Below are 16,756 nucleotides of genomic sequence, written 5' to 3'. Positions count from 1 at the left end.
AAATATAATTCTAAACATAGGAGGCATGGTCCATGGCAATAATGAGCAACAACATTCAAAACAACGGTGGCGGGAATAGTGGATTAAGCACAACTGCTACTAGACGAACTGTTCGCACCGGCAATACAACTCTGTCATTCCGAGACGGTGATACGCTTCGGGGTGTTGTTAGTGATGTCCATGGAAATGAGATAACCATCACTATGGATGATGGTTCTTCTTTTACTGGCAAACTGGGCGATGCCTCAAGGTATTCAATTGGGCAAAAAGCCGCTTTTATAATAACAGGCTCTGATGCAGGAACTATTTATATGAAATCAATGAGTGATGCCTACCTACTTGGAATGGATGACACTATTGAGCAGGCTCTTGAAGAAGCTGGTCTTCCAAAGACCGTCAGAAACTTCGATGTAGTAAAAAGCCTTCTTAACAACCAGCAATCTATCAGTCGCGAGAATATCATGAACAATCTTCAACTATGTGCCCGATATCCGGATGCAGATGTCAATTCAGTCATCACTGCCAATCGTCTTGGTTTTCCTATGGACAAGGCAAGTGTCACTCAATTCGACCAATATGCCAACCAAACTCATCAGCTCGTAAATCGCATGGACACACTAGCAGATTCCGTCAATTCCATGATATCTGATCTTGCAAGCTCTGATCCCGATATGGCAAGACGCGCGTTAACAGATACAATCGATATTGCTCTAGATTCGCTCCCATCTCTTGAGGAATTCAACCTCGCCACAAGTAAAGTCACTGACTCTATGGCGCTAACAGAAACACAAACACTTATCTCCGATGAAAATGTTCTATCCGCCACAAATCCAGATGAGGCAGAAACCCTAGAACAAGCTTTATTAGATAGCGAAGAACCACTCATGGGATCCGAAGATGAAGTCGCTCTATCCAACAAGGAAACCGGCAACTCCCCTTTTAACCGAGTGAAGCAACTTTTTACTGATATCACTGACAGGGCAATGTCAAGCCTAAGAGGCGACGAACAGCAAACAACAAGTTTTATAAGAGAACAAGCGGGCTTTATTCTGTCTGAAACAGAAAGGGCAGATTTGGCCGATACATTAGAATCTCAAGGGCTCAGTCAAGAAATAACCAAGGGGCTACGAGATGGTTCTATGACCGCAAGAGAAGTTTTGACAAATATTCGCGGGCTTATCGATGCTAGCTCTAATGAGCAACTAAAAGCAATTATAGACTCACCTGCTTTGAAAAAAATACTAAAGGGACAATTCCTAACTGGTTGGACTTTATCTCCAGCCGGTCTAAAGGAAGAAGGTAGCATAGAGCAACTATATACAAGAATTAATGCCCAATTGGATAGTTTGGGAAATCTTGGAAAACTATTTGCTGCCCAAGGATCTGGCGACAAAGTTGTATTAAACACCTCTGATATGCAAAGTAATATTCAATTTATGCAACAGTTAAACGAGCAATTTGCCTACTTGCAATTGCCACTAAAACTGTCTGAAAATAACGCCCATGGAGATCTCTATGTGATGACCAAAAAGAATTCTATCAAGCAATCTCCAGACAATCTCAAAGTTTTACTTCACCTTGAAATGGACTCCCTCGGGCAGCTTGATATACATATAACAAAAGAGCATACCAATATTGCAACAAAGTTTTATGTTGATAACAATTCAGCAAAAGCTCTGTTAGAACGCAATATTGAAATGCTCAAAGATGCTATTAATAACCAAGGTTATGCATTCACTTCTGAATTTTTGGATAAGGAGAAGCAAATTGATATTGTCAAAGATTTTATCGAGAAAGACGCTCCAGTGGGCAACATTTCTAGATACAACTTTGATTTAAGGGCATAATCCCTCTGACAATACGACTTCTTTATCTGTATATTGTACTATCCTTAGATACAACAACATAATCATCTGTCGCCTTGCCTAAAGCGTAACTATTCTCACATTCCTCATAAGTTGGACTTATGGAATCACTTTTGGATAGAAGAATAAACTGTGGTTTTTTGTTAAACGGATCTTTCTCATCTACGTATGTTATTGTTGTCATAAAACCATATTTTTTCTTCTCGCATTCCCACATTCCATCCTCACTCATACTAAAATCCTTACACCATATACTCTTCTTCTCCGACTTCATCACTTTCAAAGAATCATCATTCATAGGTTTTCCATCCGGATTATCAAGAGTATAATGTGCTCTTCTCTCGAATACATTTATCTTATTCTTTGGCATCGCTAAGTAAATGCGCTTATTCTTGCAGTCAATCAACGCAACATCTTTTACTAAATCCACAACACTATTTGCATCTTCATCTGTATAAAAATAATAGCCATTTAGCAACACAGTCTGTTCTTCTTCATTTACCTTGCACATTTTAGGAGACAATCTACCATAAAACTCTAAAATTTCTTCCGTCGAATAAAGATTAATCCAAGGCAATGCATCGACTTTAAGCCCTAGAAATGGATACATTCCAGCCCAATTTAACTCTCCACTCATAGGCGTAAATATTCTGACAAATCCATCCTTATACTTGAACTCAGAAGCCAATAGCTCACATGAATATGCCCCACCCATTACCTTTAAAATATGGTAATAGTTGTTGTCAACAAAGAATACCATTCCATCTTTTCTTTCTACATTTCCTTTTGCCACGTATTTATAGGGTCCCACATAGCCTTCTACATTACTCTCTGCTATTTCTTTAAAACTAAGATCCGTCAAAAAATTTACACCCTCTTCACTTTTGTCAGGCGAATAGTACTCCGGATCTCCTTTCATATCTACCGAGCAGACCTTTATTTGTTTAGTCTGTGAAATATCCTTGATCTTTACAGGATCCTTGTATTCTTTTCTTTCAAGACTACTTGTCTCAGTCACAGGCCCCTCAGATGCATACTTGGATCCAGATTGTCTATGTGAAGCAAAATTGTATATAAGTACAACTGATGCTATAACTACAACTATTATTACTGGTATTATTTTTTTCATTTTTATCTCCTTATCAATTTCTTTACACCCTCACATATATAAGATTCTATCACTCCGGCAACCACGGATCCAACGAGAATAATAACAATAAATAGCACATATTTACTGTCTTTAACACCCATCCCAGATCCGTCAAATCCCTCTACCATATATGTAAACATCTGAATAATTATCAAGTTCATAAGATATGTATGAAGAGAAAATTTCCCCATAAATCTAAGCACAAAATTACCAGGTTTAATTTTCATCAAGACCACTGCCACAACAAATAAAAAGCAAATCACATCAGCGCTCTGTATTCCCGTTGTCACCAGTTTATCTTTTATCCCCGGACCATTTCCATTAAACTCGGTGTAATATCCACCTTTTGATACTGTAATTGTGTATACGAGGTGAGCTATCCTCCATAAAGCAATCAATACTATTAATTTTAGCCAGTATATTTTTTTGAAGAACTTGCTTAAGGTGGCCTCATGTTGGGCATATATAAATCCTATAATCATACCGACCAATGAGTTAGTCCACCATTGGCCCGAGTATAGCATTACATTCATCTGTTTCCACCACTCAGCACGGTCTAATGCGCCTTCATCCATCCACCAATTGTCTTCTCCTGCCCACCAAGCGAAGTGACCATTTACACTCCACAAGACAATCTGTAATATGACAATTATCGCCATAATAATTATGGCCACATCAATATTTCTTGCCTTTTTAAACACAACATAAAAACTTATATACATCACACTTATTACAATTGGAAACCAAGCGTATTCATTCATCATTGTCAGCCCAAAGAAGTTGGTAATCCATTGAATGGCTGACTTTTCAATTCCAGCTATGGCATAACAAATCCCGTAAATAATCACATTGATATAAAACGGAATTGTTATTGTAAGAATTAATCTATTCTTTATAAAGCCTTTGAAATAATTCTCCTTTTTCTTCATACTTTTGATGAGACCATACCCTGAACAAAAGAAAAATATTCCGACAAGTTTAGGCCCCTGGTCGCCGAATAACGACATAATTCCATTGCTTTGAAAGGAGGTAACCAAGGAAATATGATGTAGTATTACACCAATTGCCGCTGCACCACAAATACATTTGGTCACGTCGATACTTAAGTAATCTTCATGAAATTGATCTTTTTTAAAACCCGCAAATTTGCCTCCTAGAACTATAATGGCAGCAAATAAAATATAAACACATATAGAAATCATATAAATACTCCAATTCCTAGTTAATATTAAATATCTTTCTTGTAAAACTTATCAGTTTCCCAAACATAAGCTTGTTTTTTATTAAAGTATGTCATTACAGTTTTTTTACCGTAATCTATAGTCAAGAAATCTTTAATTATCTTTTGATCACCCTGACTACAACCATCACACCTTATAATCTGATTTTCTTTATCAATTGAAACTGTTTTATCATCTAACTTTCCATAAAAATCACACAATTCTTCAAAAGAATATGCAAATAAATCTTTGGTAAGACAATCATTATGGTCAAGATGCAACTGATATATATCTGCATCGAAAGCAAGTTTTACAGGCATAGGAAACCAAACTCTGTCAATTTTATACTCCGCAGAAGCTGACAAATTATAGAATACATAATCTCCATTTTCCTGCTTTTCATCCTTACTCTTCTCCAAGGCATACAGACTATTATCATACAAGAAAATATCTTTTTCTCTATCTGTCCCTTCCGCAAGCTTGCCTGCATATATTTTTGAATTTGCAGAAACCATATCCTCAAGCGTTAATGGCGAATTAAAATATGCCAATGGACCTGTGGCACCATCATCTGAATAATTTACTTTCCCGTCAAGCTTTGTTTCCAAAATGCCGTTGTACTCCCGGCCCTTGTTCCACTGCATCATCTCCACTTTATCAGGACATTCCGTAACAGTGGACTCTAGATTTTTTACAACTAGCAATAAGCCAAACGTGATAATGATAATTACCGATATAATTATAACTATTTTTTTCATTTTCTCTTCTCCCCTTACCAAAATCTGCAAATAATGACCAACCAGCGAGAAACTCCAATGAAAAAACATTGCGTCTCAAGTCGGTTGGTCACCTATTTTATTCAGACCATCTCAATACGACAGTCCTTTAGATCTAATTTATCATATAAAACTAACAACTTTCTACTACTTAATTACCTTGAGGTAATCTGTCTTAGATTCCACTCCATTTTTTGTAACTCGTGCAACAACATAATACTTATAGATTACTCCCTCTTCCTCAGCAGTAATTGTAATTATACTCTTACCAACCTTCTTAGGTTTGATTTTTCCCTTCTTATTGACTGTTGCAACTTTCTTATTGCTCGATACAAATGAAAGCTTAGCTCCCTTGGCAATATGTTTCAATGTAACTTTGAAGGATTTGCCCATAGGGATTCGCTTGTACAAGCTAACGCTAGGTCCCTTATATGAAGTTACAAATCTAATTAAGCTGTAGTTCTTAGGAACTCGCTTTTTAACATATACATTAATAATATACTGTACTTTTAAGCTTCCCTTCTCAACATTTATGATAAGTTTAGCCTTGCCCTTTTTCTTCTTGGACTTAACCAGACCCTTTTTATTAATTGTTGCAATCTTCTTATTGCTTGATTGACAATATACCTTACATCCCTTGGTATTGAGAAGTTTTATCTGGAATTTTTTATTGAATCCCATGTTCTTCTTTCCTGTAATTGTAGGAATATATAGCTCTATGGAATCCTCAGAAATTCGCTTTCCAGGAACGTAAGTCTTTCCAGGAGTCTTAGTAGGTGATGATGTAGCCTTTGCCGACTGACCATTAGGATTTCCTGTTGGCGCTACTGTCGGAACACTGGTAGCCACACTGCTTGAACTTGCAGTAGCATCCGGTGTAGCTGTTGCCCCAGAATTAGGATCCTCTGTAGGGGCCACCGTTGGAGTTGCCGTCGGTGTTTCTGTAGGTGCCACTGTTGGCGCTGCTGTCGGCGTTGCTATTGGCTCTGATTTTTTCTCAACCGGCGTTCCTCTCAAACCATCTCTATTATCAGGATCTTCTGGAGGTATTGATACAACTCGTCTATTTACTGGATCATTTGCGTTGTCATCGCGACTGAATGATCCTGATGCATCTACGTATACTTCTCCATAGTAGTCACCTTTACCTATGATTCTTACACGAATATATGAACCCTCATCATTATTACTTGGTGTGTATGTATATCCTGTAGCAGCATCTATATCATCCCATCTTTTACTTTCTGGATTATACTTCTGCCACTGATAGTCCGCATTAGTATCATTTACTTCTATACTTTTTGACTCTGTCCTAATCTCTGTTATTGTGACCGTCTCGCCAGGATAGAAGTTTTCCTTATCAAGTTTACCCGATATGATAAGTTCTCTAGGTCCCTTGACGATAGAACCATTACGCCCCTCTATAGTACTAATAGTCGGATTATTTTCATCAAGTCGTGGAGAATCCATATCGTCACTTTTACTAGCCACTACCGATCCTTCAGCATCTACATATATCCTTCCCCATATTATCTGATTTGAATTAACCGGATAATAAACATCAATCAAAGCTCTGTAGTATTTTCCAATATCATCCTTTGAAAAGCCATATATGAACCTAGTTGAATAAGTATCTGGATTTACAGCTACATCTCTCCAGCCATTTTTCTCATCCCAAACCTGCCATACTACATTGAAAGCATCTGGATGCGCAGCAAGATCAAGCTCATAATCACCTGCCTTTATCTCAGAAATCCTAACTGTCTCCCTAGCTCTAAACTCACCAGGAACTATTGTAGCTGATGTAATTTCCGGACCATAAACTGTTGAGCCGTTATACCCCTCATCAGTATCTAGTGGTCCTCTATCCGGATGCTGACCTACAGAATATGAACCCTCTGCATCCACATAAAGCAATGATCCATCTGAACATATTCCGATTCTTGTCGTCTCTGGTGAAGTACCATAATGTGTATCTGATTCAACAACCACTCTATACACTTCAAACCAATCTGATAGAGCAAATGTGTAACTCAGACCATTAGCTCCCTCTACATCATTCCATGCTTGCCCATTATACTTTTGCCACTTAACCTTAAAACCTGCATCTAAAATCTCCTTGCCGTTGTACTCGCCTAGCGTTGTCTTAATCTTAGCAAGACTTGCAGTCTTATATACATGAAATTCTTTAACATCCATTTCTCCACTTATTAAATCTTGATTTCTCACTGGTGTCGCTACATTAGCAATAGCAGCAACAATACTTCTTTCATCAACACCATATATAGTTGACGTAGAACTAAGACCAGCACAAATACCATATCCATATGGAGTGCCATCTTTTGGTGTTATCATTGCCGTTAACGCCTTTCCTGCCAATTCAGGTAAGATTGTAATCTTTTTTCCCTCTCCTACAACCTGATAACTGTCAGCCCCATATGTAACCCATTTAATATTAACATCATCGAAATCCACAACATTTGTCGCTTCATCCAATATATTCTCAATTTCAACAGTCTGCCCAACAAAAAAACAATTATTGTTGGCATCACGAGATACTTGCATAGCATCATCTTCTACAAATGATACTGTCGCAAACTCAATTGGTGCATAATTAGTTTTAGCACTTACCGATGGCACATATCCTGCAAAAACGGTGGATAAAACCATAACAAATGCTAGCAACATAGATATTATTCTACTTCTTCTTATCATATTTGCCTCCTTAAAGCATTCTATACTTAAACATAGTACACTACAATACCCAATTATACTATTTATATGGAGTTTGTCATCATCCAAACAGACTAAATAGTCCGCAGGATCAGATTACTCATCACCTGCGGACTATTTTTTATCGGAATCGCATATCGCTGGTCTTACTCACGTCGTTCGTAAGACAATTTTCACGAATACATATCTAATAAAAGCTTTGTATCCTTATATACATTTTCTTTTTTTCCGATATTGAACACTGCAACTAACAAGCTTCTATCGGCAAGGACCGCCTCTGTCTTAGTAAGAAGAGTGTGCTTGGCTACACTTGTATATCCGGTCTTCATTCCCACTACTTTATATCTTTTCTTGCTGTATTTAAAACCGCGATAAAAAAGATTGGTGCTCCTAAATACATGGCATGCTTTTCTCGACTTATCATAAACCTTGATTCGCTTCTTCTTTGCCATAGTATTGATTAACTGATGATTGTTGCTGGCATAAATCTCAAGCTTCATCATATCATCGGCTGTTGTATATATATTATTGTAGCCATTTCCCTTATCAAGCCCGATTCCATTGTCAAAATGAGATTTAGACATACCTATCTTAGCTGCCACACGGTTCATATCTTTCGTAAATGCCTTGTTACTCTTGTAAAGTGCTTTGTTAAGTGCTTGAACCGCATCTGCCGCAGAAACTACCATAACAAGTCCGATAAGGTCCCTGTAAGTATACTTTTTTCCCTTGCGAATGTATGCACACTTACTTCCCGAAGGAACACTTTTTATCATCTTCTTGGTAATCTTCACATAGTCATTTTTCTTTATTCCCTTGGCCTTCATCCTCTCAAGTATCGTACATATAGTAAGAACTTTAGTTGTGCTGGCGGGATATACCTTCTTACCGGCTTTGTGAGTAGCTAAAATCTCACCTGTGGTAGCATCCGCCACTACATATGAAGCCTTTATATCTGCCACCGTCATCTTCTTCTTGGCATCAACCGTGCATTCCCCATTCATAGCACTGGTTGCTATCATCATACTAAGAGCAACGGCAGCTACTCTTCTAGCCAAACTCTTTTCTATTCTTCTTAATCGCATATAAACCTCCGAAAATACCTGCTGCAACCAAGTCACAGCAGGTATCCATGTATAATTATATTAATTATTTTACAACAATATTGATAATTCTTCCAGGCACATAGATTTCTTTGACAAGATCTTTGCCCTCAATCCATCTAGCCGCAGCTTCCTTACCGGCAGCAAGTGCTGTATCCTTGTCAGCATCAATAGCAAGTCCCACTGTTGCACGAACCTTACCATTAATCTGCACTGCGATTTCCTGAACCTTCTCAACTGTCTTAGCTTCATCATACTCTGGCCAGCTAGTCTCATAGATTCTTCCCTCAAATCCAAATATCTCCCACAGCTCTTCTGTGATATGTGGCGCAACCGGATTGAGAAGTGTAATCAATGTCTTGAAGTCAGCCTTGGTAATCTTCTCAGCCTTGTAGAAGTCATTGATAAGTGCCATCATGGCAGCAATAGCTGTATTGTACTTAAGGGTCTCGAAGTCATTGCTGACCTTCTTGATTGTCTGATGAATCTTTGTTTCAAGATCCTTTGTATACTCATCCCCGTCTACAACAAGCTCTTGAAGCTTCCACACTCTCTCAAGGAAACGTCTACATCCCTTAACTCCGTCCTCTGACCAAGCTGCTGCCGCGTCAAATGTTCCGATAAACATCTCATATGTACGAAGTGTATCTGCACCGTAGTCATTTACGATATCGTCCGGATTAACTACGTTTCCACGTGACTTACTCATCTTCTCGCCGTTCTCACCGAGAATCATTCCATGACTAGTTCTCTTCTGATATGGCTCCTTAGTTGGAACAACGCCCTCATCAAAGAGGAACTTATGCCAAAATCTTGAATATAACAAGTGAAGTGTAGTATGCTCCATACCACCGTTATACCAATCAACAGGAAGCCAATACTCAAGCGCTTCCTTGCTTGCAAGTGCCTCTTTATTAGTAGGATCGATATATCTTAAGAAATACCATGATGATCCGGCCCACTGTGGCATCGTATCAGTCTCTCTAACTGCTTTTCCTCCACAACATGGACATGTAGTATTTACCCAATCCTCAATCTTTGCAAGTGGAGACTCACCGTTATCCGTTGGCTCGTAGTTGTCAACCTCCGGCAACTGAAGTGGAAGTTCCTCTTCAGGAACAGGCACGTATCCACATTTCTCGCATTTTACAATTGGAATAGGTTCTCCCCAGTAACGCTGTCTGGAAAATACCCAGTCACGCAACTTGAAGTTTGTCTTAGCCTCTCCAATCTTCTTCTCCTGAAGCCACTCTGTAATCTTTTTCTTGGCTTCTTCTACTGACAAACCGGTTATAAAACCAGAGTTTACAAGTGTTCCTGTCTGAACATCTGTAAATGCAGCCTCTTCCACATTTCCTCCCTCGATAACCTCTACGATAGGAATGTCAAACTTCTTGGCAAATTCCCAGTCGCGGTCGTCATGAGCAGGCACGGCCATAATCGCACCGGTTCCATAGCTCATAAGTACATAATCAGAAACCCAGATTGGAATCTCCTGATCATTTACAGGGTTAATGGCTGTAAGCCCCTGAATCTCTACACCAGTCTTATCCTTGGCAAGCTCAGTTCTCTCAAAATCAGACTTTCTGGCAGCCGCCTCGCGATAAGCTACTATCTCATCCCAGTTGGCAATCTCATCTTTATACTTGTCAAGATAAGGATGCTCAGGTGATACAACCATATATGTAACACCAAACAGTGTATCAGGTCTTGTAGTATATATTCTAAGCTTCTCTTCTTTATCTTTAATTGAGAAGTCAACTTCTGCACCATGTGAGCGACCAATCCAGTTCTTCTGTGAAACTTTAACGCGCTCGATATAATCAACATCTGCCAAATCATCAATCAATCTGTCAGCGTACTTTGTGATCTTGAGCATCCACTGGCTCTTAACCTTTCTCACAACTTCGCTTCCACATCTCTCGCAGACACCGTTGACAACCTCTTCGTTGGCGAGTCCACACTTACATGAAGTACACCAGTTAATAGGCATCTCTGACTTATATGCAAGTCCCTTCTTAAACAACTTGAGGAAAATCCACTGAGTCCACTTGTAGTACTCAGGATCCGTTGTATTGACCTCTCTATCCCAATCAAAGGAATATCCCAAAGCCTGAAGCTGTGCCTTGAACCTAGCTACATTGTTCTTTGTAACTTCTCTTGGATGAATCTTATTCTTAATAGCATAATTCTCTGTAGGAAGTCCAAATGCATCCCATCCCATAGGATAAAGCACGTTATATCCCTGCATTCTTCTCTTTCTCGCCACAATGTCCAATGCAGTATATGGTCTTGGATGCCCCACATGAAGTCCCTGTCCCGATGGATATGGGAATTCTACCAACGCATAATACTTTGGCTTTGAATAATCTTCAGTAGCCGCAAATGCCTTGTTGTCCTCCCAGATTTTCTGCCATTTCTTTTCTATTTCCTTAGGATTATAACTCTTCATAAATCTCACATGACTATTATTTATTAGATAAATAGTCCGCTCCTTTCCGGTTCCATTATATATTCTTTATAAATATCAAAATTCATTAAATGCATATCCATACCGGTGCCAAGTCTCGATAGTGCCGGCGGACTAACCACATTCCCGCTATCTTCATCATTCTTAGACTTAACAACTCGGTGGACCACGGTAACTTTAGCAGTCTTGCCAAGCTGATCTATTATCTTATAAGTAACCTTATAATATCCAACTATATCCGTATCAACAGCATTGGTCACTTCATACGGTGTCTTCTTATCAGGCCTATACTTAACTGTCACCTGCAATAATTTTTTGGCATTCTTTCCAACACTATTCTTTACCTTGATGCCTGACAAAATATCATAATCAGCATCTCCCTGCTGGATTGTCTTCTTCTTAGCACCCTTTATAGTTGGCTTTTTATTATTATATGGATTCTTCGGATACCACTTGTCAGTCGGATCATAGGAATACTTCTTCTTGACAGGAAGTTTTACCATCGCAGGTTTTCCCAGTGGCCCCGCTTTCTTGCCATTATATATGACTATCTTAGTTCCTCGAGGACAATTTTTATATATCCATCTCGAATCCTTAACAGTCAATCTAATACAGCCGTGACTAGCCTTCTTCCCCAACTTATTAAACTCAGCCGCATACATCTTTGCGGGATTCATCCTAGAATATGGCACGGAATGAAATAGAATATGTCCCGTGATTCTCACACAGTACTGCCCGTACATAGACTGTACCAATGCATGCCACTTATATCTTTCTTGAAGGGAAAATGTTCCGATAGGGGTATTATCACCAGTGGAGCATATAAAAGCTTTTACTGCTTTGTATTTTCCATCCATTTTTTCATATACTGTTACTGTATTCTTTTGCTTATTAATCTTAATCTTGTACTGTGAAGCAGCTTCCACTCTCGGAGCCCACAGCATAAAGGCTGCAAAAAGCAAGAATACTGCCACATATAATCCTCTGTTAACTCTCATACAAAACTCCTTCGAATATTGTCAATATACAATGAAAAGCCTTAGGTAATACCTAAGGCTTAAGAGGCGACAACCAGATTCGAACTGGTGATCAGGGTGTTGCAGACCCACGCCTTACCACTTGGCTATGTCGCCGTGCAAATCGAATTATAACATAATTGAAAATAAATTGCAAGTGCAAAAACAAAATTTCTACACTAAATGACCCCTACGGGAATCGAACCCGTGTTACCGCCGTGAAAGGGCGATGTCTTAACCGCTTGACCAAGGGGCCAATACACTCAGCATTATCTAATATATCATACTTTCCCAAACAATGCAAGAACTTTTTTCATATTATTCCAGAGTGCCCTTACATTTGTCTGGGAAAGCGGAAAAATCACAGGTAACTTACCATTACTCTGCCCGAATTTTTGAGACTCTTTTCAAAGCCATCCCTTGATGTTGTCTTAACTTTACCCTCAACAGGATCATAATATGTCACCGTCTTGGTATCATAACCGCTAATAACCACTTGCCTATTATTATTAATAACGGCAATCACATATTTACTGTTGCTGACAAAGTATAGCGCCTGCTCCAATGTGAGACCTGTAAGGTCCACAGGCTCGCTCATATATGTTTTCAACATCTGTAACATCGTATTATTTCTCTCGGTCATATTCTCAGGATTGACGTTAAAATGGTTCGCCTTCAAAACCATAGCTGCACATGCCGCACTATTTGACACTCTATTCTGGACTTTAATCATCTCTATTCCGGCAACGGAATTCTTGAGAAAACTTCCACTTCTCTCCCATACAATACGATGCGAATTAGATATCACAACTCCCATCTGAGAATCCGCAACTTTGATAGCTTCTGCAGGGCTCTCATATGCCCCTGTAATACGTCCAAATGCATAGACATAATACTTCTCAGATGAAGATTCTCCCAAGTGAACAGCCTTGCCCACCGTAATGGTAACATCCTCAGCCACCTCATAGTCCGGTGTTTTTTCAAATACAAATCCCGCAGGAAAACCTATATACCACTCTGTCAGGGACATAGATGACGCTCCGCTCTTCATATAATATGCGGAACCTTTTTCTTTGTTCTGATTCAAGATACTGTCATCTGAAACAGTCTTAAATCTTCCCTTTCCAATCTTCTTGGCACTATAAAGTGTCATAACATTTCCCTCAGACTTAACTTCTGTTATATATCTTCCGGCCTTGTTATAGCACTTAGATACCTTGCCATCCTTGTTGGCTATATCCATCTCATAACAAGGTATCAGAGGCGTTCCGGCCTTCGTAGTCGAGATATCATCTTTTTTCACATAACCATAGACAATATCCTCATTAATCACTCCCATTAGGCGAATATATTCTTCACTGCCCTTCTTCTCTATGATGGTCTTCTTCTCAGTATCGAGATCAAATACAGTTATATTGTCACCATATCCAGCCTTTGGATCTGAAGACCACACAAAGCAATGGTTTGCCTCAATCACCTTAAATCCCTTGTCAGTCACACCTTCCACTATTTTGACAAGTCTTCTTGCCTCAATATTATATGAGTAAACATTATTTCCTATGGCAAAGTAATAGATATTCTTCTCACTTATATAACTATAGTTCATAAAGTCTTGATTTAGCTGCTGATATGTTGTATCAATCGGCAGATATATAAGCTCATTGAGAATTCCATCTTCTCTGTCATACTTATAGAGAATAATGGCAACCTTCCCCTCATACTGACCACGAGGGAAGTATCCATATGCCACAAATGTCAAATCCCCATTATCATCAACGTCCAAAAGCCTTATATTTTGCACACTCTCAAGCATATATTCATACTGTACTTTCTCGCTAAATGCCGAATAAATCTTTCTTATTTTATTGACCTTTTTGTCCATGCTATAGCAATACAAATTGGCATCATGAACGAAGTATACTTCCTTCGTATTTGGCGATGCCATGACACCCGCTCCACTCTCCGGAGTTATACCAATCTTTAACAGCCCACTGTTAGCTTTGGTCATCTTCGGATCAAACATGGCATTCATAGTTCTGTCGAAGTTCAGAAGATAAGCCTTGCCATGTGCATATCTTATTCTATAGAATTCATTTACGCGGAACTTCTGCTTTCCTGTATTGGTATTGCCCTCCACAAAATACGATAACTCCACGCATGCCGTCTCCATATTGTACTCTTTTATCGTAGGAACAACGCTGGAAAGTTTGTTGGGCGAAAGTTTCCCCCATGTCACAATCTCGCTTCCCGACTTGATGGTCACATGAGCTAAATTATTATCCGCCACACTACCATCGGTCTCCAAATACTTGGCAATTTCCTCCTGCTTTCCCTTGGAAAAAGTATTCTCATGAAAATCCATGACAAATTTGACCTTTCCAGCCAAATTAGAGTTTTCCTGATAGTACTTCAATCTTGTAAAGTAGTGCACTTTTCTTCCCTGATCGGTGACCGCAGTAAAGGAAAGAATGTACTCTGTACTTGTCATAAAATGATAGTCAAGTAAAATATCCAGCGGAACATTTTCCTTTGGCATAGAATTGAGAGTATTGGTATAGAGAACCTCTTCCGTATTCTTGTCTATCACATCATACTGGAGCTTCACGATACCTATATCACCGCCCTTAAAGCTGACCTTGATCGTTCTACTGTTGTCGATTGGCGTAATAGACTCTCTGACAATATCGCTGTCCAGCGGACCATTGTAACCATATAGTATATTCATCTCTTGTCCCTGGGAATTAAGCGTCATATATGGCAAGCTCTCGCTTCCCACAACGACTTTCTCCCCCTCATTGTGAATCTCGCTTTTGAGCTGACTTCCAAAGATAAACAGTGCCACTGCAAAAACAACCAGCAACACAATTGTTCTATATATATACTTAAACATTTTATCATTTCCTTTGTAAAATATTCCGCAGAAAAACGCGGTAGTGAACATCCTTCATTATACTTCATGAAATCGGATTTGTAAAGTGACTAGAAAAACACAGTTTCTCCAATGTCATTATTGACTTATTTTTTAAAAGGTTTATAATAATATTTGTTGAATAAAAGTTTTTCGTTTGAAAAACCGAAAGGATGGATATTAATATGAATGAAACTTTAGTAAAACTATCTAAAATCGGTATTGTACCAGTTGTTGCACTCAATAAGATTGAAGATGCAAGACCTCTTGCAGAGGCTCTTTGTGCCGGAGGGCTTCCTTGCGCAGAGGTTACATTTAGAACAGCATGTGCCGAAGAAGCAATTAGGATTATGTCCCAGGAATTCCCACAGATGTTTGTAGGAGCCGGAACTGTTTTGACAACAGAGCAGGTTGATCGAGCCGTAAATGCAGGTGCCAAGTTTATCGTAAGCCCAGGTCTCAATCCTGAGGTTGTTAAGTACTGCGTTGACAAGGGAATCCCTGTAACACCGGGCTGTGCCAATCCAAGCGATATCGAGCAGGCAATTGCACTTGGCCTTGATGTAGTAAAAGTATTTCCTGCCGAGGCAATCGGGGGGCTCAAACTCATAAAGTCTATGGCTGCTCCATATGTAAATATGAAATTCATGCCAACCGGAGGCATCAACGCCGGAAATCTCAACGAGTATCTTGCCTATGACAGGATTATCGCATGTGGCGGTAGTTGGATGGTTAGCTCAGCACTTGTTGACGCCGGAAAATTTGATGAGATAACAGAACTCACTAAAGAAGCTGTAAAAAATATGCTTGGATTCAGAATCAAGCACATAGGAATTAACTCAGAAAATGAAGCTGCTGCAACAACAACAGCTAATGCTTTCTGTAATATCTTCGGATTTGCCAAAGATGAACGTCCAAAGTCATTCTTCTGTGGCGAGGGCATCGAGGTTATGAAGATGCAGGGTCGCGGTAAGATGGGTCATATTGCCGTAGGATGTAATTCAGTCGAGAGAGCTGTTTATCACTTGAGTGAACAGGGTATAGAATTTGACATGGACTCAGCCGAGTACAATGAAAAAGGTGTTTTGACATTTATTTATTTCAAGGAAAGCTTCGGCGGATTCGATGTACATCTAACACTCAACTAATACTATTATTCTTATATATAAGGGGCTGTCGCATTAACGATTAAAAATCGTTAGTGTGCAGCTCCTTTTTTAGTCTAAAATCAAGGGAATTATCCTAATTTTTTTGATAACAAGCATGTATTCCAGAAAAAGGCGCACTTATCTAAGCCCTGTTGAAAAGCCATTTTAACTTTTTAAAATTTATGCGGCTCTCAAAGGAAATAAATGTGTCCCAGTTCTGCCATTTTGTATTTTGTTATGAAGTTTATATCGGGGGAGGAAGGGCCGTGAGAGCTGGCGGGGGAGAGGGTGATGCGGTGGTTTTGGTGGTTAGTACGGCTAGAATGGCGAGAAGAAGAAATCTAGCCGTACTGAGGGGGAACTGGGG

The 16,756-nt window shown here is 39.2% G+C and carries 10 protein-coding genes and 2 tRNA genes; 2 read left to right on the top strand and 10 right to left on the bottom strand.

From position 1 onward, the window contains the following. Positions 1-32 precede the first annotated feature (32 nt). Positions 33-1,847 (top strand): flagellar hook-length control protein FliK, encoded by a 1,815-nt coding sequence (locus L877_RS0106380; protein ID WP_026835366.1) that lies wholly within the window; start codon positions 33-35, stop codon positions 1,845-1,847. Positions 1,848-1,869: 22 nt separating this feature from the next. Here L877_RS0106380 and L877_RS0106375 read toward each other — a convergent pair whose 3' ends face one another. The 10 genes from L877_RS0106375 to L877_RS0106330 form a co-directional block, all read right to left on the bottom strand. Then, a complete protein-coding gene (locus tag L877_RS0106375) occupies positions 1,870-2,994 on the bottom strand; it encodes a hypothetical protein (protein ID WP_026835365.1) in 1,125 nt (374 codons plus the stop codon). A 2-nt stretch (positions 2,995-2,996) separates the two neighbouring features. Continuing rightward, positions 2,997-4,217, bottom strand: a complete 1,221-nt coding sequence (locus L877_RS0106370) for an acyltransferase family protein (protein ID WP_026835364.1) — start codon at positions 4,215-4,217, stop codon at positions 2,997-2,999. 26 nt (positions 4,218-4,243) lie between these two features. After that, positions 4,244-4,993, bottom strand: a complete 750-nt coding sequence (locus L877_RS0106365; RefSeq protein WP_026835363.1) for a hypothetical protein — start codon at positions 4,991-4,993, stop codon at positions 4,244-4,246. A gap of 165 nt (positions 4,994-5,158) precedes the next feature. Further along, positions 5,159-7,726 carry a hypothetical protein gene (locus L877_RS12455; protein ID WP_034785267.1) on the bottom strand — a complete coding sequence of 856 codons (2,568 nt, stop codon included), beginning with the start codon at positions 7,724-7,726 and terminating at the stop codon, positions 5,159-5,161. A gap of 191 nt (positions 7,727-7,917) precedes the next feature. Then, the gene (locus L877_RS0106355) at positions 7,918-8,829 is read right to left on the bottom strand and encodes a D-alanyl-D-alanine carboxypeptidase family protein (RefSeq protein ID WP_026835362.1); all 912 of its coding nucleotides are present in this window, start codon (positions 8,827-8,829) and stop codon (positions 7,918-7,920) included. A gap of 64 nt (positions 8,830-8,893) precedes the next feature. Next, entirely contained in the window at positions 8,894-11,299 is a 2,406-nt protein-coding gene (gene leuS / locus L877_RS0106350; protein WP_034785266.1) for a leucine--tRNA ligase, read from the bottom strand. A gap of 23 nt (positions 11,300-11,322) precedes the next feature. Next, entirely contained in the window at positions 11,323-12,315 is a 993-nt protein-coding gene (locus tag L877_RS12450; protein ID WP_051437717.1) for a L,D-transpeptidase, read from the bottom strand. Between the two features lie 64 nt (positions 12,316-12,379). Next, a tRNA-Cys gene (locus L877_RS0106340) sits at positions 12,380-12,450 on the bottom strand. A gap of 67 nt (positions 12,451-12,517) precedes the next feature. Next, positions 12,518-12,589: transfer RNA gene (locus tag L877_RS0106335), tRNA-Glu, on the bottom strand. A gap of 105 nt (positions 12,590-12,694) precedes the next feature. Further along, on the bottom strand, positions 12,695-15,223 hold the full coding sequence (locus L877_RS0106330; RefSeq protein ID WP_026835360.1) for a cysteine peptidase family C39 domain-containing protein: 2,529 nt from the start codon (positions 15,221-15,223) through the stop codon (positions 12,695-12,697). A gap of 203 nt (positions 15,224-15,426) precedes the next feature. Between L877_RS0106330 and eda the strand changes: the two genes are divergently transcribed. Further along, positions 15,427-16,389: a bifunctional 4-hydroxy-2-oxoglutarate aldolase/2-dehydro-3-deoxy-phosphogluconate aldolase gene (gene eda, locus L877_RS0106325; protein ID WP_026835359.1), complete on the top strand. Its 963-nt coding sequence runs from the start codon at positions 15,427-15,429 to the stop codon at positions 16,387-16,389. The last annotated feature ends 367 nt before the right edge of the window (positions 16,390-16,756 follow it).

It is taken from the genome of Eubacterium xylanophilum ATCC 35991, assembly GCF_000518685.1.
Classification (GTDB): domain Bacteria; phylum Bacillota; class Clostridia; order Lachnospirales; family Lachnospiraceae; genus Eubacterium_F; species Eubacterium_F xylanophilum.
This window is presented reverse-complemented; position numbering and strand designations above follow the sequence as displayed.